Source organism: Amycolatopsis pittospori, from assembly GCF_013870525.1.
GTDB classification, from domain to species: Bacteria; Actinomycetota; Actinomycetes; order Mycobacteriales; family Pseudonocardiaceae; genus Amycolatopsis; species Amycolatopsis pittospori.
Genome location: NZ_JACBXD010000045.1, coordinates 17414 through 37303 on the forward strand (window position 1 = coordinate 17414; position 19890 = coordinate 37303).

Consider the following 19890-nt stretch of genomic DNA (forward strand, 5'->3'; position numbering starts at 1 on the left):
ATCCGGGTCGTTCTAACGACCCAAATCACTCACGACCTTCTTGAGTTCCGCGCGGGAGGTGACGCCCACCTTCGGGAAGATCCGGTGCAGGTGCGTGCCCACCGTGCGGTGGGAAAGGTAGAGCCGCTGCCCGATTTCGCGATTGGTCAGGCCCTCCGCGGCCAGTTGGACGATGCTCAGCTCGTGCGGGGTCAGCTTCTCCCGCGCGTCCGGGCCGCGGTTGGGGCTGGACTCCCCCGCGCTCCGCAGTTCCCGCCGGGCCCGCTCGGCCCACGCGGTCATGCCGAGCGCGTCGAACGTCTCCCGCGCCGTGCGCAGATGCGCCCGCGAGTCCACGACGCGCCGTTGCCGCCGCAGCCATTCGCCGTAGGCCAGGTGCAGCCGGCCACGTTCGGCGGGCCAGCCGTCGAGATCCGCGCTCAACGCGGTCTCGAACAGCTCGTCGCTCGGGTCGAGCACCGCGCGGGCGTAACGCAATCCGATCTGCAGCGCGGGTGCCGGTGTGGCCAGCTGTTCCATCTCCGTCACGACTTCCCGCAGCTCCTCGACCTGCCCCGCCCGGATCGCCGCCTCGGCGAGTTCCGCGACGAAGTAGACGCGCAGGGCCAGCTGGTAGGCGGGATCGGCCGGGTCGAACAGTCGTCGCAGGTCGGCGAACGCGTCGTCGAAACGGCCTTCGCTCGACGCCGCGATACCTCGGGCGAGCTGGACGGTCGCCAGGACCGGCCGGGCACCGGCGGGGAGCCCGGCCCGCTCCGCCTCGTCGGCCAGCGCCTTGGCCTGCTTGTGCTCCCCACGCAACGCCGCGATCTCCGCCTGGACCGCCGTGGCGAGCCCGTACATGAACGGCTGCCCGGTCTCTTTGGCGAACTTCGCCGCCTCCGCCGCGACAGGAACGGCCGCGGCGAGGTCGCCCAGCCGGACCCGGCTCCACGCTTGGACCGCAAGCGCCCGGGGCAACAGCCCGAGCCTGCCTTGCGCCCGCAAGCCCGGAGCCGCGGCCGCCGAGAACCGGGCGGCCAGGTCGACCGCGCCGATCTGCAGCGACGCGCTGCCGAGAAAACGGTCGACCTCAGGGTCGGTGCCGGTCGTGGCGGCGAGTTCGCGAAGTCCGCCGAGCACGGCTTCGGCCCGCTCGAACGGCGCGACGTACGCGGCGACGGCGATCAGACGCGGATCCGAGTTCTCGATCGGGAGCCCGTCCGCCACGGCCAGCAGCGTCCGCCGGGTCTGCGGGCCCGGTTCGGACCAGAAGCAGCGCATGGCCGCGCCCCAGAGGATCCGCATCGCCGGATCCGGCTGCCCGTCGGCCGCGACCGACTCGGCCAGCCGTGCCAGCTCCGCGACGCGGGAAAGGTCTTCTCGCAGGCCGTCTTCGAAGCCGCTGAGCAACCAGCTCGCGGTCGATCGCTGCCGGGGCGTGAGCTCGCCCGCCCGCGCGTCCTCCACCAGACGCCCGGCCGTCTCCCGGCCGCCGGACTCGACGGCCAGTTCGGCGGCGCGCAGCAACCTGTCGGCCCGCCGTTCCGGATCGGCGCTCAACCGCGCGGCCTGCTCCAACGCCGCGATCGCGGCCGTCGTCCCACCTCGGTGCCGGGCTCGGTCGGCGGCGTCTTCCAGCCGGCCCGCCACCTCCTCGTCGGCGCCGGTGGCCGCCGCGGCCTGGTGCCAGGCTCGCCGGTCGGGCTGCCCGCGCAGTGTCTCGGCCAAGGCCAGATGAGCGTGACGACGTTCCTCGGACGACGCCGACGCGGGGATGGCCGAGCGCATCAGCGGATGCCGGAACGTCACCGTGCCGGGTTCGAGGTCGATCAGACGCGCCTCAGCGGCGAGCGCCAGAGCCTCCGGCCCGACGCCCGTGCCCAGCAGGGCCCCGGCGGCCGCCAGCGTTTCGGCGACCGACCCGGTTTCGTCGAGCGCCGCGACCAGCAGCGTGGTGCGGGCAGGCTCGGGCAACACGGTGAACCGGTCGCCGAAGGTGCGCTCGAGCCGTTCGGTCAACGGCAGCACCGAGTCGTCCCGCGACGCGGCCGACGGCAACTCGGACAGGGCCAGCGGATTCCCCGCCGCCTCGGCGAGCACCCGTGCCCGGACCGTGGTGGTGAGCCGCGGGGCCACCGAGTCCAGCAGCTCGGCCGCGACGTCGCCGGGCAGCGGAAACAGGTCCATTGAGGACAGTCCCGCGTCGCGCAGTGGAGAGGGTTCCCCGTCGCGGAGGGTCGCGATCAGGACGATCGGTTCCGACTCGATCCGCCGGGCCACGAACGCGAGGACGTCGGCGCTCTCGCGGTCCAGCCAATGGACGTCCTCGGCGACGATCAGCAATGGCTTGACAGCCGCCTCTTCCGAAAGCAAGGTCAGCGCGGCGAGCCCGACCAGATACGCGTTCGGCTCCGCCGTCTCGGCGAGGCCCAGCGCGGTCCAGAGCGCCGATCGCTGCGGCGCGGGCAACGTGTCCACACTGGCACGGACGGGGTACAGCAACTGGTGCAGCCCGGCGTAGGCGAAGTTCCGCTCGGCCTCGACACCGGTGGTGCGCAGTACCCGCAGGCCGCCGACCGTGGCCGCGGCCACCGCTTCCGCCACGAGGGCGGACTTGCCGACACCGGCCTCCCCCTGGACGACGACACCGCCGCAGCCCGCAGCGGGCCCGTCGACGAGTTCGCCCAGGTCCTTCAGCTCGGCTTCCCGTCCGAAAAGCGGCATGGTGCGGCATTCCTCCCCTCAGCCGTGGCGGCTGTCCGTCCGACGATACCCACACGGTCCGGTTTGGACATACCGGCGGCGTCCACAGGATGTAGACGGCGTGTCAACACGTTCGGCCTACTTTCGGCCTCAAACGGAACGCCACGAAGGAAAGTGATGAGACGCAAGAAACTACTCCTGGCCGCGGCCCCGCTGGCCGCGCTCCTGCCACTGGTGCTGACCTCGGTCACGCAGACCGCGCCCGCCGAAGCGGCGACGTCGTCGTGCTCGGCCGTCCCGGTTTCCGCGCCACCGGGGGCCCGGATCGAGTCGGTCGAGGCGGCGCGGAAGCCCGGCGGGACCGTCACGTTCCCGCAGACCCCGTTCTCGGCGCCGGCTCCGATCACCGACGTACCCGCGTACTGCGAAATCACCGTCACGCTGACCCATGGGAAGGCGGGCGACCACGTCAAGGTCGCCGTCGCGCTCCCACTCAGCGGATGGACCGGCAGGCTCCAGGCCGTCGGGGGCAGCGCCTACACGGCCGGTGACTTCGGCGCGCCGCTCGTCCAGGCGGTCAAGGACGGCTACAGCGGCGTGACGACCGACGCCGGTGTGCCCCTGACGTTCCTCGACACCTCGTGGGCGCTCACCGCGAAGGGCGAGCTCAACAAGCCGCTGGTGAAGAACTTCTCGACCCGTTCCGTGCACGAAGCAGCTGTCGTCGGCAAGGATGTGACACAGCGGTTCTACCAGCGAGACGTCACCTACTCGTACTGGAACGGCTGCTCGACCGGCGGCCGTCAGGGCTACTCCGAAGCGCAGCGTTACCCCGGCGACTTCGACGGCGTCCTGGCGAACGCGCCCGCCGTGCACTGGGCGGAGTTCGCGGTCGCGACCCTCTGGCCGAGGGTCGTGATGAACCAGGACAAGACCTTCCCGAGCGACTGCGTCTTCACCGCGCTCCGGCAGGCCGCGATCAAGGCCTGCGACGGCCGCGACGGAGTCACCAACGGCATCGTGGACCGGCCCGACGAGTGCGGCTACGACCCTCGTTCCTTGATCGGCACGAAGGTGGCCTGCGAAGGCAAGGAGGTCACCGTCACCGCGGCGGATGCCGAGGTCGTGCGGAAGATCTGGGACGGACCGACCGATGAGCACGGACGGAGGCTCTGGGCGGGACTGCCCAAGGGCGCGGACTTCAGCCAGCTCGCGTCCCCCACCGGCTTCCCGGTGGCCGTGGGCTGGGTTCAGTCGTTCGTGAAGAAGCAGCCCGGATTCGACACCTCGCAGCTGACCTATCGCCAGTTCGCGGACGTTTTCCGCCAGTCGGTGCGGGAATTCGACGACGTCATCGGGACCTCCGATCCCGACCTGTCGGACTTCCGCCGGGCGGGCGGGAAACTGATCACCTTCGTCGGCTCCGACGACCAGTTGATCCCGCCCGGCGGCACACTCCAGTACCGCCGTGAGGTGGAACGCGAGATGGGCGGGCCGCAGCGGGTGAACGACTTCTACCGGCTGTTCCTCGCGCCGGGCGTCGCGCACTGCTTCGGTGGCGCGGGCGCGGCGCCGACGAACGCGCTGGGTGCGCTCGTGGACTGGGTCGAACACGGCAAGGCCCCGGCGACCCTGCCCGCGGCGAACCGTGACCAGAGCCTCGCCCGCGATCTCTGCCCGTACCCGCAGGTCTCGCGGTACCGGGGTCACGGCGACCCGGCGCTCGCGACCAGCTATCGCTGCGCTTCCCACTGAGGATTCCTCACTCCGTGAGAAGTTCCGTCGTTCCCTTTGCCATACCCGTCAAAAGTACGGTATTGACGAAGTGAGCAGCACGGCGAGCCGAATCGGACATACCGGTCCGGCCCTCTCCTCCGATTGATGAAACCCTTGCAGGGCAACGGAATCTCCTATCGGAAGAGCTTGATCGAACGTCATATCGCCCGGCGCTCAAGCCGGGCGATATGACCCAAATGGTATGTACCAGTCGTGTGATGCGCCTCGTACGGTCGGGAACGAATCCCCCTCCCCCGCCCGTTTCGAGGAAAGCGTCGACATGAACAAAAAGATCCTCGCCGCCACAGCCGCGGCCATCACCGGGGCAGGCTTGGTCACCGCCATCGCCCTGACCCCGAGCGCGAGCGCCGGTCAACAGGCCACGCCTGCCGACCAGGCGCAGTCGGAAATGCTGGCCGCGATGTCCCGAGACCTGAAGATCAGCCCCGAACAGGCCAAGATCCGGCTCGCGAGCGAACAGCGCGCCTCGATCACCGACAACACCCTCAAGCGGCAGCTCGGCGCCTCCTACGCCGGATCCTGGCTGGACGCCGCCGGAACCGCGCTGACCGTGGCCGTCACCGACGCCGCCCAGGCCGACCTGGTCCGCGCCGCGGGCGCGACCCCGAAGACCGTCGCCCGCAGCGCCGCCCAGCTCGACGTGGCGAAGCTGCGGCTGGACGCCAAGGCCACCAGCGCGCCGAAGACCGTGCCCGGCTGGTTCACCGACGTCACCACCAACTCGATCGTCGTCCTGGCCAACGCCGGTGGCGAAGCCGACGCCAAAGCGTGGGCGGCGAAGTCCGGCGTCCAGGCCGACCTGGTCCGCGTCGAGGCCAGCACCGAGAAGCCTCGCCCGTTGATCGACATCATCGGCGGCAACGCCTACACCTTCGGCTCGGGCCGCTGCTCCATCGGCTTCGCGGTCGAAGGCGGCTTCGTGACCGCCGGCCACTGCGGCACCACCGGCACCCGCACCTCGAACCCGAGCGGGTCCGTCGCCGGCTCCAGCTTCCCCGGCAACGACTACGCGTGGGTCCGCGCCGACGCGGGCAACACCCCGCGTGCGCTGGTCAACCGCTACCCGGGCACCGTGCCCGTCGCCGGTTCGACCGAGGCTCCGGTCAACTCGTCGGTATGCCGTTCCGGCTCCACCACGGGCTGGCGCTGCGGCACCATCCTGCAGAAGAACACCTCGGTCACCTACCCCGAGGGCACCATCACCGGCCTGACCCGGACCAACGCCTGCGCCGAGCCCGGTGACTCCGGCGGTTCGTGGATCACCGGCGACCAGGCGCAGGGCGTCACCTCCGGTGGCTCCGGCAACTGCACCTCCGGCGGCACCATCTACTTCCAGCCGATCTCGGAGATCCTGAGCGTCTACAGCCTGCGTCTGACGGTCACCGGCAACCCGCCGTCCAGCACCACCACGACGCCGACCACCACCCCCACCAGCCCGACGACGTCGAACCCGCCGGGTGGCACCTGGGCGCCGTACACCTACTACGGCTCGGGCGCGACCACCACGTACGGCGGGAGCACCTACCGCGTGATCCAGCCGCACACCTCCATGCCCGGCTGGGAGCCGCCGAACGTTCCCGCGCTTTGGGAACTCGCCTGACCTGGACCGCCCCCGGCGAAAGCACCTCGCCGGGGGCGGTTCCGCCCCCTGATGACGGCGCGCTGACGGCGGATCTCGAGTCCCTCGTCCCCCGCGCCCGCGGCGGTGACCCCGCCGCGACTTCGGCGTTGATGGGTCTCGTCCAGCCCGTGGTCGAGGACTACTGCCGCAGCCGGATGGGCGGGACCGAGGTGCGCGTGGTCGCCGCGGACGACGTCGCGCAGGAGACCTGCCTGGCCGTGCTCACCGCACTTCCCACCGCCCGGACCACCGGCGGGTCGTTTCTCACGACCGTGCTGGGGATCGCCGCCCGGAAGGTCGCCGCTGCCTTCCGGGGGCGAGCCCGGGACCGCTCCGAACCCACCCCTGAGCTGCCCGAACTCGCGACGCCGGAGCCGAACGAACCCGAACGGCACGCCCTCGCCGCGGACGGCCACGACCGGCTCACCCGGCTGATGAGCACCCTGCCCGGGATCCAGCAGGACATCCTCCGGCTGCGCATCACTGTGGGCATGTCGGCCCCCGAAACCGGCGCCGTCCTGCGGGTCAGCCCGGGCCTCGTCCGGGTCGCCCAGCACCGTGCCCTGCACAAACTCCGCACGATGGTCGACCGGGACGAACGATGATCGGCCCGGTGATCCACTCCCGCCGCAGCCGTACCTGGCCGGTGGAACTCGACGTCCGGCACCTGCGTCTGCTCGCCGCGATCGCGAACGCGGGCAGCCTCGCGAAGGCCGCGACCGTGCTCGGGCTGTCCCAGCCGGCGTTGAGCGCCCAGCTCCAGCGGGTCGAGCACGTGCTGGACCGGACGGTGTTCGACCGCGACCGGCACGGCGTCCACCCCACCGCGCTGGGCGAAGTGGTGCTGAACCATGCCCGGGAGGTTCTGGCCGCCGCGGACGATCTCGAGCTCGCGCTCCGCCGGTTCCATGCCCCGGAAGGGCTCCTGCGGATCGGCGCGCTTCCGACGGTCGTCGCGGAGACCTTGAGCGAGGCGGTCGCCGCGACCGCTCCAGAACGTCCGGTCGCGCCGATCACGATGACCGACCGGGCGGCGGTGTTCTCCGCGCTGCTCGACGGCACGGTGGAACTGGCGCTGTACGTGGACCACCCCGGCCATGAACTCCTCGCACCGGAGGGTGTTCACCTGCTTCCCATCGGGACCGAACCGATCTTCGTGATCGTCTCCCCCGACCATCCCGCCGCCGGACGCGGGGAAGCGTCCCTGGCGGAACTCGCCGGATCGACCTGGCTCACGACGGCCGGCGGAGACGACGAGCTCCACGACCATCTGGCGGACGAGTGCGCCCGCGCCGGACTCGGCACGATCACCGCGCGGGCGGTGGAACCGGTGGTGCTGCGGCAGATCATGCGACGCGACCCGCGGGCGGTCGCCTTGTCGCAGTCGCTCGGCTCCAGGACGGCGATACCCGGTTCGTTGGTGGCCCTGCGGGGTGTGCCGCTGCGCACACGACATCTCCTGCTGTGGCGGGACGGAACCGCGGTGGACGTCCCGGCCGTCCGAGGTGGACTGATGACCGCGATCGCCGAACTGGCCGCCACCCGGCATCGCCTGCCGGCGTGGGCCGCCGCGAACCCCGGCTGGCTCGGCACCTGACCGAGCCGGCCGGTTCCGCTCAGCGCTGGATGCAGTCGAGCCCGAGCCCGAATCCGGTCATCACGTACTGGCAGATATGGGTCGCGTGCACTTCGTCGCTTTCCAGGCATCCCACCGGAATACCCAGCAGATCGACGGCGCAGGTGGCATAGAACCTGTTCGGGCTGCCGGGCACCGGGTCCGCGGAGGCCGGCGCCGCGGCGATGGCACCCGCGGAGACCATGAGCGTGACGGTGGCCGCCAAGGCGGCGATCCGAGAATTCATCGTTCTCTCCTTTTCCTCCGCCCCAGGAACGGTGTTCCTGATATTCCCCGGATCACGCCGGTTCACCTGGCCATCACCGGAAAGTGTCACGGGTGACGTACACCGATGACGTCGTCCGACGGGCGCCGCGGCCCCGATGGCCGTCCTAACGTGATCGCATGCCCTCCCTCGGGAAACTCGCCTTCGCCTTGACCGCCGCGGTTCTCGCCGCTGCCTGCAGCAGCGCTCCTCCCCCTCCTGCCGAGGCCGCTCCGGTCCCTGCCGCCGCCGCCGACTGGTCACCCGCTCCCGTGGTGCCGCTGCCGTCACAGCCGCGTCCGTCGCTGGTCGTGGACGCGCCGTTGCCCGAACAGCTCGCGATGGGCCTGGTCGTCCTGCGCTACCGGGCGGAGAACCTCCGGATCGTCCCGGTCTACGGCCCGGCCGCGCTCGACGTCTCGCCGCGGATCGGCCACATCCACGTCACGGTCGACGACGCGCCCTGGCACTGGGCGGACGGCAGCGGCGAACCGCTCATCCTGCAGTCGCTTCCGGCGGGACCGCACAAGGTGTGGATCGGCCTGGCCGATCCGACGCACAAGATCCTCGACGAGAAGGCGGTGAACTTCGTAGTTCCGGTCCAAAGTGGACATCACTGAGGCCGCTATCGCCTGTCACGCGACCGGCCCCGGTCGCCTCTGAAGCTTGGAGTTCCCTTCATGGCACTGGATCAGTACTACCTGCTCGGCCGGTCGGGCCTGCGCGTCAGCAGGATCGCGCTCGGCACGATGAACTTCGGCACCGGCGGTTTCCATGCCGCCTACGGGAAGACGGAGGACGAGGTCCGCCCGATCTTCCGCGAGTATCTGGACGCGGGCGGCAATTTCATCGACACCGCGGACTTCTACACCGCCGGAGAGAGCGAAACGATCCTCGGCCGCCTCATCGCCGAAGCGAACGTGCGCGACCGGGTCGTGCTCACCACCAAGTACACCAACAGCGTCGATTCCGGCGACCCGAACGCGGGCGGCAACGGGCGCAAGCACTTGATCCGGGCGCTGGAAGCGTCGCTGCGCCGGCTGGGCACCGATCACGTCGATCTGTTCCTGCTGCACACCTGGGATCGGATCACGCCGGTCGAAGAGGTGATGCGGACCTTCGACGACCTCGTCAGGGCGGGCAAGATCCGCTATGCCGGACTTTCCGACGTCCCCGCCTGGTACGCCGCGCGGGCACAGACCCTCGCCGAGGCCCACGGATCGACGCCGGTGGTCAACCTGCAACTGCCGTACTCGCTCGTGGAACGCGAGATCGAGACCGAACACGTCCCGATGGGCCAGAGCCTCGGACTCGGCGTGACCGCGTGGAGTCCGCTCGCGGGCGGGTTCCTCACCGGCAAGTACAGCCAGTCCGGACAGGCCCCGTCCGGCGAAGGCAGGCTCGGCGATCCGGGAAACCCCGGTCGCTCCTGGACGGAACGCGACTGGAACCTGCTGAAACCCCTGAAAGAGGTCGCGGGCGAACTCGGCGTCACGATGGCCCAGGTCGCGATCAACTGGGTCGCCACCCAGCCGGGCGTCGCCTCCGCGATCGTCGGGGCGAGCAGCGCCGGCCAACTGGGCGCGAGCATGGCGGCCCTGGACTTCGAACTCCCACCGGACCTGCGGGCGATCCTCGACGAGGCCAGTGCCGTACCGCCGGAGTCGGTTTACCGGATGTTCACGCCCGCCTACCAGAACTGGGTGATCAGTCCCGGCGTCAAGGTCGGGGACAAACCCGAGGGCTACGCGTCTTCCGTGCGGAACTGGTGAGGCGACGACGGGGCGCGGTATAGGGCGTTATACGCGAAGTGTCGGCCGAGGGGGTCGTGAGTGATAAGGAGGGTTATTGAGGGGTAAGGCAAACGTTTCGTGTCTCAGCTACCCGCTCGTCAAGGTTGCGAAAGCCACTTTCGCAACCTTCGACGTTGCGAAAGTGGCTTTCGCAACACCTGCCACGCGGCCGGACGCAACGACCGGCGCCGACCACGCCACCTTTGCCTTACCTCTCGATAGAAAGCAATGCCAGGTAGCTTAAGTTGATCTTGGGATGCGTCCTTCGCCGTCTGCCGGCCTGATCTCCTTCACTACCCTCAAGGTAGGCAAGGAGGCCTTCACACCCAGCCGAGCACCTCCATGGTCACGATCGAGACCCACCCAAGATCAACCCAAGCTACGTGGCATTGGGTTAGAACGACCCTTTTCACTCACGACCCCGAGGAGTTCGGCCACCTCGTCGCATCGCCCAGTTACGCCCGCAGGTGCGCCCGGTCCGGCTCGACAGCGTGCTGGAGCGGCTGTCCGAGCACGAACCGCCGCAGTTCGCGCGCGACGAGCTCGCCCATCCGCGCGCGCTCGGCGCCCAGCGCGCCGGCCAGATGCGGCGTGAGCACCACGTTCGGCAGCGTGTAGAGCGGCGAGTCCGGTACCGGCGGTTCGGGCCAGGTGACGTCGAGGATCGCCGTGAGATCCGGGCGTTCGCCCAGGACCGGGACGACCGACGGCTCGTCGACGACCGCGCCGCGCGCGGTGTTGATCAGGGTAGCGCCGACGCCCATCCGTGCCACGAGCTCGCCGTTCACCAGGCCTTCGGTCTCCGGCAGCAGCGGCGCGTGCAGGCTCACCACCGCGCAGGTGCCGAACAGCTCGTCCAGATCCACCAGTCGTACGCCGAGTCCGGCGGCGGCCTCGGCGTCGACGACGGGGTCGCTCGCGAGTACCTCCACGTCGAAACCCCGCAGGTGCGACGCGACGAGAGCACCGATCTCGCCGAGGCCGAGCAGGCCGACCTTGGAGCGGTAGGCCCCGGCGACCCTCGGGTCGGCCGGGTAAGCCCGCCGGTCGCGGATCTCACGCGAGATCCGGTGCACCTGTTTGAGTCCCAAGAGGATCTGGGCCAGGGTGAACTCGGCGACCGGGACGGCGTTCGCGGCCGCGGCGGACACGATCGGGATCCCACGCGCCCAGAAGTCCGGCGTGGTCAGCGGGCGGACCGATCCGGCCGCGACGAGCACGGCGCGCAGGCCGGGCGCGTGTCCCAGCAGGACGGAGTCCAGGACCGGCGCGCCCCAGCCCGAGAGCAGGATTTCGACGCCGTCCAGTGCCCCTGGGTCCGTTGCCAGCTGCTCGCGCGTGAGCGGCTCGCGCAGGTGCGCGAGGGCCCCGATCTCCCGCAGGACGGCCTCGGGGTAAACGTCGTCGCGGCGGCGTTCCTCCATCACGAGGACCGCTTCCGGCCGGTGGTGCTGCTCCGTCATCTCTGCCTCCGGCGGCGACCATACATCGGATGCTTAACCCGGTCCACGGGCGGTGAGGCGCACACAGAGCCAACCCCGGCCGATTGAAATTCGTAATCATCGGACCATTGACCGGACGCCGGGAAAGCGCTTACCGTCCCTCCGGAGTAGACAGCGTGGTCCACAGTGAACAGGAGATGCGATGCGGAAATCGCGGTGGATCGGCGTGGGACTCACTGTCTCAGCGCTGGTCCTTTCGGGCTGCTCGGCAGGCCCCGCCGGAACGAACGTCGCGCAGGACACCAAGGCGCCACTGGAACTGTGGACCCGGACGACGCCCGGCGGCCCCGGCGAGCAGGCCACCAAACGCCTCGCCGAGGCCTTCGAGAAGGCCACCGGTTTCAAGGTGCAGGTCACCGCGATCTTCGACGACTTCGAGACGAAGCTGGCCCAGCGCGCCGCCCAGCGCGACCTGCCCGACATCGTGATGAACGACGTCACGCAGATCGGCACGCTGAAGAGCCAGGGTCTCGTCCGTGAGATCGAACAGGGCAAGATCAAGCACGCCTCGGAGCTCACCGAGCAGGCGCTCAAGTCGAACCAGACCCCGGACGGCAAGCTGTACGGCCTGCCGTACTCCGCGCAGGCCTCGGCGCTGCTGATCCGCAAGGACTGGCGCGAAAAACTCGGCAAGACCGTCCCGCAGAGCTGGCCGGAACTGGTCGACCTCGCCAAGGCGTTCACCACCGGCGACCCCGACGGCAACGGCAAGAACGACACCGCCGGACTGACCGCGACGCTGTCGACCAAGCGGGGCTACGCCTCCTGGTACTTCTCGAACTTCCTGTGGGCGGCGGGCGGCGACTTCATCACCGGGGCCGGCGGCGGCAAGTACAAGCCGTCGATGAGCACGCCGGAATCGGTGGCCGCGGTGCAGTGGTTCCGCGATCTCGGCTGCAAGGACAACGTGATCCAGCCCGGCGCGGTCACCATGCCGACCCCGGCGACCAACGAGACGTTCGAGGCCGGCAAGGCCGGGATGTACGTCGTCGGCCCGTATCTGCTGCCGCGCTTCGACAAGTCGCTCGGCAAGGACAAGTACGAGGTCGTCCCGATGCCGCAGGGCGCCAAGAACGCCGACGTCCTCGCAGAGGGCCTGTCCATCTACATGATGGCCGGTTCGCCGAACCAGGCCGGACAGGACGCCTTCGGTGATTACGCGATCTCGGCCGACGGCCAGAAGATCGGCATGGAGGGCGAATCGGCCTTCATCGTGCAGCTCCCGGTGAACAAGAACGTCGACATCGCCCAGGTCCGCCCGGACCCGCGATGGAAGACCTACGCCGAGATCTACGCCAAGTCGGGCCACTACGCACCGTCCATCCCGAACTGGACACCGGTCCGCCAGGACACCGCCGACACGGTCAGCGCGCTCGTCGCCGACTGCAAGCTCGACACCAAGGCGGAACTGTCCAAACTCGACACCAAGCTCACCGCGACCTTGCAGCAACAGGGGATCAGCGCGTCATGACCGTAGATCACGCCAAGCCGGCGACCGTCGGCGCGGAGCGTCCCGCCACCCGGCGGACGCCCGCGCCGAAGGCCCGCAGGCGCAGCGACCGCGACGGGAAGTGGTGGACGCCGTGGCTGTTCCTGGCCCCCGCCCTGATCCTGTTCGTGTACTTCAAGTTCATCCCGATGGGCACCGCGGTGGTGATGTCCTTCCAGGACGTCCAGCCGTACCTGGGCAACCGGTGGGTCGGCGGGGAGAACTACAGCGCCGTCCTCGGTGACGAGGCGTTCCACTCCGCGATCTGGCACACCGTCGTGATCGCGATCGGGCAGACCGCCGGGTCGATGATCATCGGCCTTGCGCTGGCACTGCTGATGGAGGGCCAGAGCAAACGGCTCAAGTTCCTGCGCTCGGCGGCGTTCCTGCCGGTGGTCGTGCCGATCGCGGTGGTCGCCGAACTCTGGCGGATCATGTACCACCCGACCGAGGACGGGATGCTGAACTCCCTCCTCGGCCTGATCGGGATGGGCCCGTCGGGCTTCATCAACGACCCCGACACGTCGATGGTCTCGGTCATCATCACCGGCATCTGGCGTGGCGCGCCGTACGACATGATGATCTTCCTCGCCGGGCTCGCCGGAATCGACCGCGGTCTGTACGAAGCGGCCACTGTGGATGGTGCCTCCCGCTGGCGCAAGATCCTCCACGTGACACTGCCCGGTCTGCGCTCGGTGTTCTCGATCCTGTTCGTCCTCGCGGCGATCCGCGGTCTGCGCGTGTTCACCGAGGTGTTCCTGCTGACCAACGGCGGGCCGAACGGCTCGACCGAGGTGGCGATGACCCTGATCTACAAACTCGGCCTGGAACAGAACCGGCTGGGCGTCGGCGCGGCGGGAGCCGTCCTGCTGTTCCTCGCGACGCTCGTGCTGACGCTGTTCGTCCAGCTGCTCCGACGGAGGCGAGACGCATGACCGCGGCCAACGATTCGGCCCTCGGCCTCGACGCCGTCAAATCCCCGGGCGGGCGGATCCTGAAGTTCGTCCTGTACGCCATCCTGCTTCTGGTGTTCGCCGGCCCACTGCTGGCGCTGCTGGTCAGCGCGTTCAACGACGTCTCCGATCCGACGGCGCTGAGCGTCATCCCGTCGAGCCCCACCCTGGAGAACTTCGGCATCGCGTTCGACCAGGGTGTCGGGATGTACCTGCTCAACTCGTTCCTGGTGGTCGGCTTCGGCCTGCTGCTCCAGGTCGTGGTGTCGGTGCTGGCGGGCTACGCCTTGGCGCGCAAGAAGTTCCGCTTCATGACCCTGGTGCTGGTCGCGATCCTCGCGACGCTGATGCTGCCGGAGGAGATCCTCGCGATCCCGCTGTCGCTGATCCTGTCCGACCTGCCGGTGGTGCACTTCAACCTGATCGGCAGCCTCGCCGGGATGATCGTGCCGCTGGGCGCGTGGGCGTTCTCGATCCTGGTGATGACCGAGTTCATGAAGGACGTCCCGCGCGAACTCGAAGAGGCCGCCCGTATCGACGGCGCCGGGGATCTGCGGATCTTCGCGCAGATCATCCTGCCGATGTGCCGTCCCGCGCTCGGCGTGATCGGCGTCTTCGGCTTCACGATGATCTGGGACCAGTACCTGTTGCCGTTGCTGGTTTCCACCGACGCCTCGACCTACACCCTGCCGCTGGCCCTGCGGACACTGCGGATCGACCCGACCGTCACCCCCGGCGTGATCATGGCGGCGTCGCTGCTGGCGCTGCTCCCCTCGGTCGCGGCGTTCCTGTTCTTCCAGCGTTCGTTCGTCCGGGGCCTCGCCTCGGGCGCGCTCAAGGGCTGACCCACGATCTCGAGGAGCGATCCTGAAGTGAGTTCCACCGCCTGGTTCACCCACGACCGGTTCGGGATGTTCGTCCACTGGGGACTGTATTCGCTGGCCGCCCGGCACGAATGGGTGCAGAACCGCGAGAAGCTGACCGACGAGCAGTACCGCGTCTACTTCGACCACTTCGAGCCGGACAAGTACGACCCGCGCTCCTGGGCGAGGGCCGCGAAGGACGCGGGCATGACGTACGTCGTGCTCACCACCAAGCACCACGACGGTTTCTGCCTGTGGGACAGCGATCTCACCGATTTCAAGGTGACGAACACGCCGTACGGCAAGGACTTGCTCGGCCCGTTCGTCGACGCCTGCCGCGAGGAAGGGCTGAAGGTCGGCTTCTACCACTCGCTGATCGACTGGCACCATCCGGCGTTCCCCGTCGACGGCACCCATCCCCGCCGTGACGACGCGGAGTACATCGCCGCGCACCAGTACGCCGACATCTCCGAGTACCGGCTCTATCTGCACGGTCAGGTCCGCGAACTGCTCACCCGCTTCGGCACGATCGACTACCTGTTCTTCGACTTCTCCTACCAGGGCCGCAAGGAATGGTGGGGCGGCAAGGGACCGGACGACTGGGACTCCCCCGGCCTGCTCGCGATGGTCCGTGAACTGCAGCCCGGCATCCTGGTCAACGACCGCACCGGGATCCCCGGCGACTTCATCACCCCCGAGCAGTACCAGCCGTCCGGTCCGATGACCCGCGACGGCGTCCCGGTGGTGTGGGAAGCGTGCCAGACCCTCAACGGCAGCTGGGGATACGACCGCGACAACCTCGACTACAAAAGCCCCGAACTGCTCATCCGGATGCTGGTCGACGGCGTGTCCAAGGACGGGAACCTGCTGCTCAACGTCGGCCCGAACGGCCGTGGCGAGATCGACCCGCGGGCACACGCCACCCTCGCCGAACTGGGCCGGTGGATGGACCGGCACGAGCGGTCGATCCGCGGCTGCGGTCCCGCCGAGTTCACCGCGCCCTCGGACTGCCGCTACACGCGACGCGGCGACCGGCTGTACCTGCACCTGTTCAGCTGGCCGCTCAACCACGTCCACCTGCCCGGCATGGCCGGACGGGTGCGCTACGCCCAACTGCTCGACGACGCCTCGGAAATCCGGCAGGTCCACACGGATCCCGGGCAGACCGCGCAGAACACGCAGATGGGCGGGCAGCCGGAAGGCACGCTCACCCTCAAGCTCCCCATCCGGAAACCGGACACCCCGGTCCCGGTGATCGAGCTGTTCCTCACCAGCCCCGCCGCCGCCACCCTCCCCACCGATTGAGCACGGAGGCATCATGGATCGCAGAAGGTTTCTCAGCGGCGCCACCCTCGGCGCCGCACTGGTCACCGTCCCCTGGGTCACCGCGGGGACGGCGTCGGCCAAACCGCAGGGGCTGTGCGCGCTGAACGTCAGCTCGCTGACCGAACTGCAGAACGCCATCAACTCGGCCTCCGCCGGTGCCGTCATCACCGTGAACAACGGCACGTACACCGTGCCCACGGGCAAGCCGATCAGCATCAAGGGCAGGCGCGGCACCAAGGACCAGCCGATCACCATCGTCGCCCAGTCCACCGGCGGGGTGACCCTGAACGGTGAGCAGAGCTTCGTCTTCGACGACTCCACCGGCGTCACGATCAGCGGATTCAATCTCCGGCAGAGCACCACGCTGGAAATCCCGCCGAACTGTTCCCGGATCCGCCTGACCCGCAACGATCTCCAGTTCGCCGACATCACGGACCTGCACTGGGTGATGGTCCGCGCCGACAACAGCAAGATCGACCGCAACCACTTCCACCACAAGACGACGCTCGGCGTCATGCTCTGCATCGAGGGCGCGGACGAAGACAAGATGGCGGTGGGCGTCCACGTCCTGCGGAACTACTTCTCCGATCACACCTTCGCCGGCGACAACGGCGGCGAGCCGATCCGGCTCGGCGTCAGCCCGCGTGCGCTGAGCACCGCCGGCGCCACGGTGGAGTACAACCTGTTCGAACGCGCGAACGGCGACCCGGAGGCGATCTCGGTCAAGTCGTCGGGCAACTTCATCCGCAACAACACCATCCGGAACAGCCTGGGCGGCATCGTGCTGCGCCACGGGAACAAGACCGTCGTCGACTCCAACTTCATCCTCGGCGGTAAGGAAGGCATCCGGATCTACGGCAACGACCACAAGATCCTCAACAACTACGTCGCCGGACTGTCCAGCAACGCGCTGGTCGTCGGCAGCGGCTCCGTCCGGGACCACTTCCCGGGTGAATCGAAGGAATCACGGCGCGGCAACGACGCGGCGGACCGCGTGCTCATCGCGCACAACACGCTGCTGAACAACAGCGGCACGCTCTCCGGCGAGACCAAACGGACGATCGAACCGCGCGACTGCACGATCTCCGACAACATCTTCGTCGGCGGCAACGGCGACCTGGTCGCGATGAGCACCACCGGCAACTTCACCTGGTCGGGCAACATCCTGTGGGGCTCGGGCGGGAACGGGAACATCCCGTCCGGCGGGTTCCAGCGGGTCGACCCGAAGCTCGTGCAGGCGTCGGACGGGGTCTCGCGCCTCGCCTCGAACAGTCCCGCGATCAACGCCGCCACGCTGTCCACCGCACCGACCACTGTGGACATCGACGGTCAGGCCCGCGGCAGCCAGCGCGACGTCGGGGCGGACGAGTACTCGACGGCCGCCATCGCCAACCGTCCGCTCACCCCCGCGGACGTCGGACCCGGCGCTCCGTAGCGAAAACCGGGCCCACGCCGGCGTCTGCCCTCGCCGGCGTGGGCCCGCCGCACCACCCGAGGGAGGAACCATGCCGCAGCGCGCCGCGGGTTCGATCACCCTGGCCGACGTCGCCCGTGAGGCGGGAGTTTCGCTGGCGACGGCGTCGAGAGCGCTCAACGGCGGGACCAGACAGGTCAGCGGGGAACTGCGGAAATCCGTGCTCCAGGCCGCGGAACGGTTGCAGTACACGGCGAACGTACCCGCGCAGGCGATGGCCCGCGGCCGCGGCAACGTCGTGGGACTGCTGGTGCACGACATCGTCGACCCGTACTTCTCTTCGATCGCTTCCGGTGTCATGCGGGTGGCCGCACGGCACGGTCTGACGGTCACGATCGCGAGTACGGAGAATCACCCGGAGAAGGAACTCGAATACGTCACGACGTTGCGCGGCCAGCGGGCGCGTGCGGTCATCCTGGCCGGGTCGCGCAACGAGGACAGTGCCCTGCAACGGAATCTGACCAAGGAACTCAAGGCGTTCGAGGCCGCCGACGGCCAGGTCGTGGTGATCGGGCAGCGGAAACTGCCGTTCGACACGGTCATGCTGGAGAACCGGGCGGGGGCGGCTGATCTGGCCGGACACCTCGCCGGGCTCGGCCACCGTGAATTCCTCGTGCTCGCCGGACCGACCGGCCTGATGACCTCGCGCGATCGCGTCCTGGGCTTCCGCGACGGCCTCGCCCAGCACGGCGTCACCCTGCCCGCGAACCAGGTCCTGCACGCGGAATTCACGCGTGACGGCGGCTACGCGGCCATGGTGCGCGCCCTGGAGAGCGGCTTCCGCGGGTGCGTGTTCGCGGTCAACGACGTGATGGCCGTCGGCGCGATGGCCGCCTGCCGCGATCACGGACTCGACGTGCCGTCGCGGATCGCGGTCGCGGGGTTCGACGACATCATCACCTTGCGCGACATCAGGCCTTCGCTGTCCACCGTGCGCGTCCCGATCGAGCGGATGGGCGAACAGGCCCTCGACTTCATCCTCGCCGACCGCGGGGACCTCCCCCGCGTCAAGCTGATCACCGGCGAGGTCGTGCTGAGGGAAAGCACCGACATCTTGGAGGGGAAATGATCCGGCCGGGACTCTGTTCGGTGACGCTGCGGCGTCTGGACGCCGAGGAGGTCGCCCGTCGTGCCGAGGAGGCGGGACTGAAGGTGGTCGAGTGGGGCGCCGACGTGCACGTGCGTCCCGGCGACGACTGGGCGGCCGACCGCGTTCTCGAAGCCATGGCCCGCTATGGGCTGACCTGCGATTCCTACGGGTCCTACTTCCGCGCGACCCCGATCGAGTCGGGGAAGTTCGGCGAGATCGCCGCGACCGCGGTCCGCCTCGACGCGTCCAGGATCCGGGTGTGGGCGGGCAAAGCGGGTTCGGCGGACGTCGACCCCGACGAACGGGAGCAGGTCGTGACCGGGCTCCGCGAAGCCGCCGACGTCGCCGCCGGTCACGGTCTCGAAGTGGCGCTGGAGTTCCACGGCGGCACACTGACCGACACGGCCGAGTCGACCGTCCGGCTGCTCGACGAGGTCGGCCGCGACAACCTCGGCACCTACTGGCAGCCGCCACAGGATCTGCCGGACGAGCCCGCGCTCGCCGGGCTGGAACTGGTCCTAGACCGGGTCCTCGCCGTGCACGTCTTCTCGTGGTGGCCCAGCAACGAACGGCATCCGCTGACCGCGAGGACGGACCTGTGGACGCAGGCGTTCGCGCTGCTCGCGAAGGCGGGACGGCCACTCGACGCGCTGCTGGAATTCGTGCCGGACAACGATCCCGACCTCGTCCCCGGCGAGGCCGACTCGCTGCGCAAGCTGATCGAGGCGGGCGCGTGAGGTTCACCGGAACCGACCGGCTGGTGTTCGCCGGCGACTCGATCACCGATTCCAGCCGCGACCGCGAAGACCCGGCATCGCTCGGAAAGGGCTATGTCCGGGAGATCGCGGACCGGCTGTGTGGTGGACCCGAGGTGATCAACAAGGGGCTCAACGGCAACCGGATCTACGACCTCGAAGCCCGGTGGACCACCGACGTCCTCGCGCTTCGGCCGACCGTGCTGACCATGAAGATCGGCATCAACGACACCTGGCGGACGTTCGACCGGAATCTGCCGAGCCCGATCGGGAAGTTCCGCGCGGCCTACCGCCGGCTGCTGGCGGGCGCGCGGCACCATCTCCCGGCCGATCTGTACGTCATCACGCCGTTCCTGCTGCCGGTGGAACCGGAGCAGCGCGAGTGGCTCGAAGACCTCGCACCCCGTATCGACGTCGCGCTCGAAGTGGCCACCGAATTCGGCGCGCATACGATCCGGGCGGATCTGTTCATGCCGGAAGCCGCGGCCGAGCACGGGGCGGCGGCCCTCGCCCCGGACGGCGTCCACCCCAGCCCCCTGGGGCACCGCCTGCTCGCCGAGGCCTGGCTTAAGGCGGCAGGTGTGCCGGTCAGCGAGAACTCGCGGCCATAACCGATACAGTTGCCTCGGTGAACCGGACCGCCATCGGATCCGTGTGATCTC

The 19890-nt window shown here is 69.2% G+C and carries 17 protein-coding genes; 14 read left to right on the forward strand and 3 right to left on the reverse strand.

Features of this window, described 5'->3' with window-relative positions:
* Positions 1-12: 12 nt before the first annotated feature.
* Entirely contained in the window at positions 13-2706 is a 2694-nt protein-coding gene (locus tag H5J31_RS23945; RefSeq protein WP_181774881.1) for a helix-turn-helix transcriptional regulator, read from the reverse strand.
* Positions 2707-2862: 156 nt separating this feature from the next.
* Here H5J31_RS23945 and H5J31_RS23950 point away from each other — a divergent pair, with 156 nt between their 5' ends.
* The 4 genes from H5J31_RS23950 (at position 2863) to H5J31_RS23965 (ending at position 7700) form a co-directional block, all read left to right on the forward strand.
* Entirely contained in the window at positions 2863-4440 is a 1578-nt protein-coding gene (locus H5J31_RS23950) for a tannase/feruloyl esterase family alpha/beta hydrolase (protein ID WP_181774882.1), read from the forward strand.
* Between the two features lie 301 nt (positions 4441-4741).
* The gene (locus H5J31_RS23955) at positions 4742-6082 is read left to right on the forward strand and encodes an alpha-lytic protease prodomain-containing protein (protein ID WP_181774883.1); all 1341 of its coding nucleotides are present in this window, start codon (positions 4742-4744) and stop codon (positions 6080-6082) included.
* Positions 6067-6708, forward strand: a complete 642-nt coding sequence (locus H5J31_RS23960; protein ID WP_236005351.1) for a sigma-70 family RNA polymerase sigma factor — start codon at positions 6067-6069, stop codon at positions 6706-6708. The genes H5J31_RS23955 and H5J31_RS23960 overlap by 16 nt, the downstream gene beginning before the upstream one ends.
* Entirely contained in the window at positions 6705-7700 is a 996-nt protein-coding gene (locus H5J31_RS23965; RefSeq protein ID WP_181774884.1) for a LysR family transcriptional regulator, read from the forward strand. Before H5J31_RS23960 ends, H5J31_RS23965 begins: the two co-directional genes overlap by 4 nt.
* A 19-nt stretch (positions 7701-7719) precedes the next feature.
* On the opposite strand, the gene H5J31_RS23970 is transcribed toward H5J31_RS23965, so the two are convergent.
* Positions 7720-7965 (reverse strand): hypothetical protein, encoded by a 246-nt coding sequence (locus H5J31_RS23970; protein ID WP_181774885.1) that lies wholly within the window; start codon positions 7963-7965, stop codon positions 7720-7722.
* A 158-nt stretch (positions 7966-8123) separates the two neighbouring features.
* Here H5J31_RS23970 and H5J31_RS23975 point away from each other — a divergent pair, with 158 nt between their 5' ends.
* Together H5J31_RS23975 and H5J31_RS23980 are read left to right on the forward strand one after the other, a co-directional pair.
* The gene (locus H5J31_RS23975) at positions 8124-8603 is read left to right on the forward strand and encodes a DUF6130 family protein (protein ID WP_236005352.1); all 480 of its coding nucleotides are present in this window, start codon (positions 8124-8126) and stop codon (positions 8601-8603) included.
* A 60-nt stretch (positions 8604-8663) separates the two neighbouring features.
* Entirely contained in the window at positions 8664-9755 is a 1092-nt protein-coding gene (locus tag H5J31_RS23980; RefSeq protein ID WP_181774886.1) for an aldo/keto reductase, read from the forward strand.
* A gap of 476 nt (positions 9756-10231) precedes the next feature.
* On the opposite strand, the gene H5J31_RS23985 is transcribed toward H5J31_RS23980, so the two are convergent.
* Complete coding sequence (locus tag H5J31_RS23985; protein WP_181774887.1) at positions 10232-11239, reverse strand: hydroxyacid dehydrogenase; 1008 nt, start codon at positions 11237-11239, stop codon at positions 10232-10234.
* Positions 11240-11420: 181 nt separating this feature from the next.
* Here H5J31_RS23985 and H5J31_RS23990 point away from each other — a divergent pair, with 181 nt between their 5' ends.
* The 8 genes from H5J31_RS23990 (at position 11421) to H5J31_RS24025 (ending at position 19839) form a co-directional block, all read left to right on the forward strand.
* Positions 11421-12749, forward strand: coding sequence for a sugar ABC transporter substrate-binding protein (locus H5J31_RS23990; protein ID WP_181774888.1), 1329 nt, complete (start codon positions 11421-11423; stop codon positions 12747-12749).
* Positions 12746-13702: a carbohydrate ABC transporter permease gene (locus tag H5J31_RS23995; RefSeq protein ID WP_181774889.1), complete on the forward strand. Its 957-nt coding sequence runs from the start codon at positions 12746-12748 to the stop codon at positions 13700-13702. The genes H5J31_RS23990 and H5J31_RS23995 overlap by 4 nt, the downstream gene beginning before the upstream one ends.
* Positions 13699-14565, forward strand: a complete 867-nt coding sequence (locus tag H5J31_RS24000) for a carbohydrate ABC transporter permease (protein WP_181774890.1) — start codon at positions 13699-13701, stop codon at positions 14563-14565. Before H5J31_RS23995 ends, H5J31_RS24000 begins: the two co-directional genes overlap by 4 nt.
* Positions 14566-14592: 27 nt before the next feature.
* Positions 14593-15888, forward strand: coding sequence for an alpha-L-fucosidase (locus H5J31_RS24005; RefSeq protein WP_181774891.1), 1296 nt, complete (start codon positions 14593-14595; stop codon positions 15886-15888).
* Positions 15889-15901: 13 nt separating this feature from the next.
* Positions 15902-17344, forward strand: a complete 1443-nt coding sequence (locus H5J31_RS24010) for a polysaccharide lyase 6 family protein (RefSeq protein ID WP_181774892.1) — start codon at positions 15902-15904, stop codon at positions 17342-17344.
* A gap of 70 nt (positions 17345-17414) precedes the next feature.
* Entirely contained in the window at positions 17415-18452 is a 1038-nt protein-coding gene (locus tag H5J31_RS24015) for a LacI family DNA-binding transcriptional regulator (RefSeq protein ID WP_181774893.1), read from the forward strand.
* Positions 18449-19210 (forward strand): sugar phosphate isomerase/epimerase family protein, encoded by a 762-nt coding sequence (locus tag H5J31_RS24020; RefSeq protein WP_181774894.1) that lies wholly within the window; start codon positions 18449-18451, stop codon positions 19208-19210. Before H5J31_RS24015 ends, H5J31_RS24020 begins: the two co-directional genes overlap by 4 nt.
* Positions 19207-19839 (forward strand): GDSL-type esterase/lipase family protein, encoded by a 633-nt coding sequence (locus tag H5J31_RS24025; RefSeq protein WP_181774895.1) that lies wholly within the window; start codon positions 19207-19209, stop codon positions 19837-19839. Before H5J31_RS24020 ends, H5J31_RS24025 begins: the two co-directional genes overlap by 4 nt.
* The last annotated feature ends 51 nt before the right edge of the window (positions 19840-19890 follow it).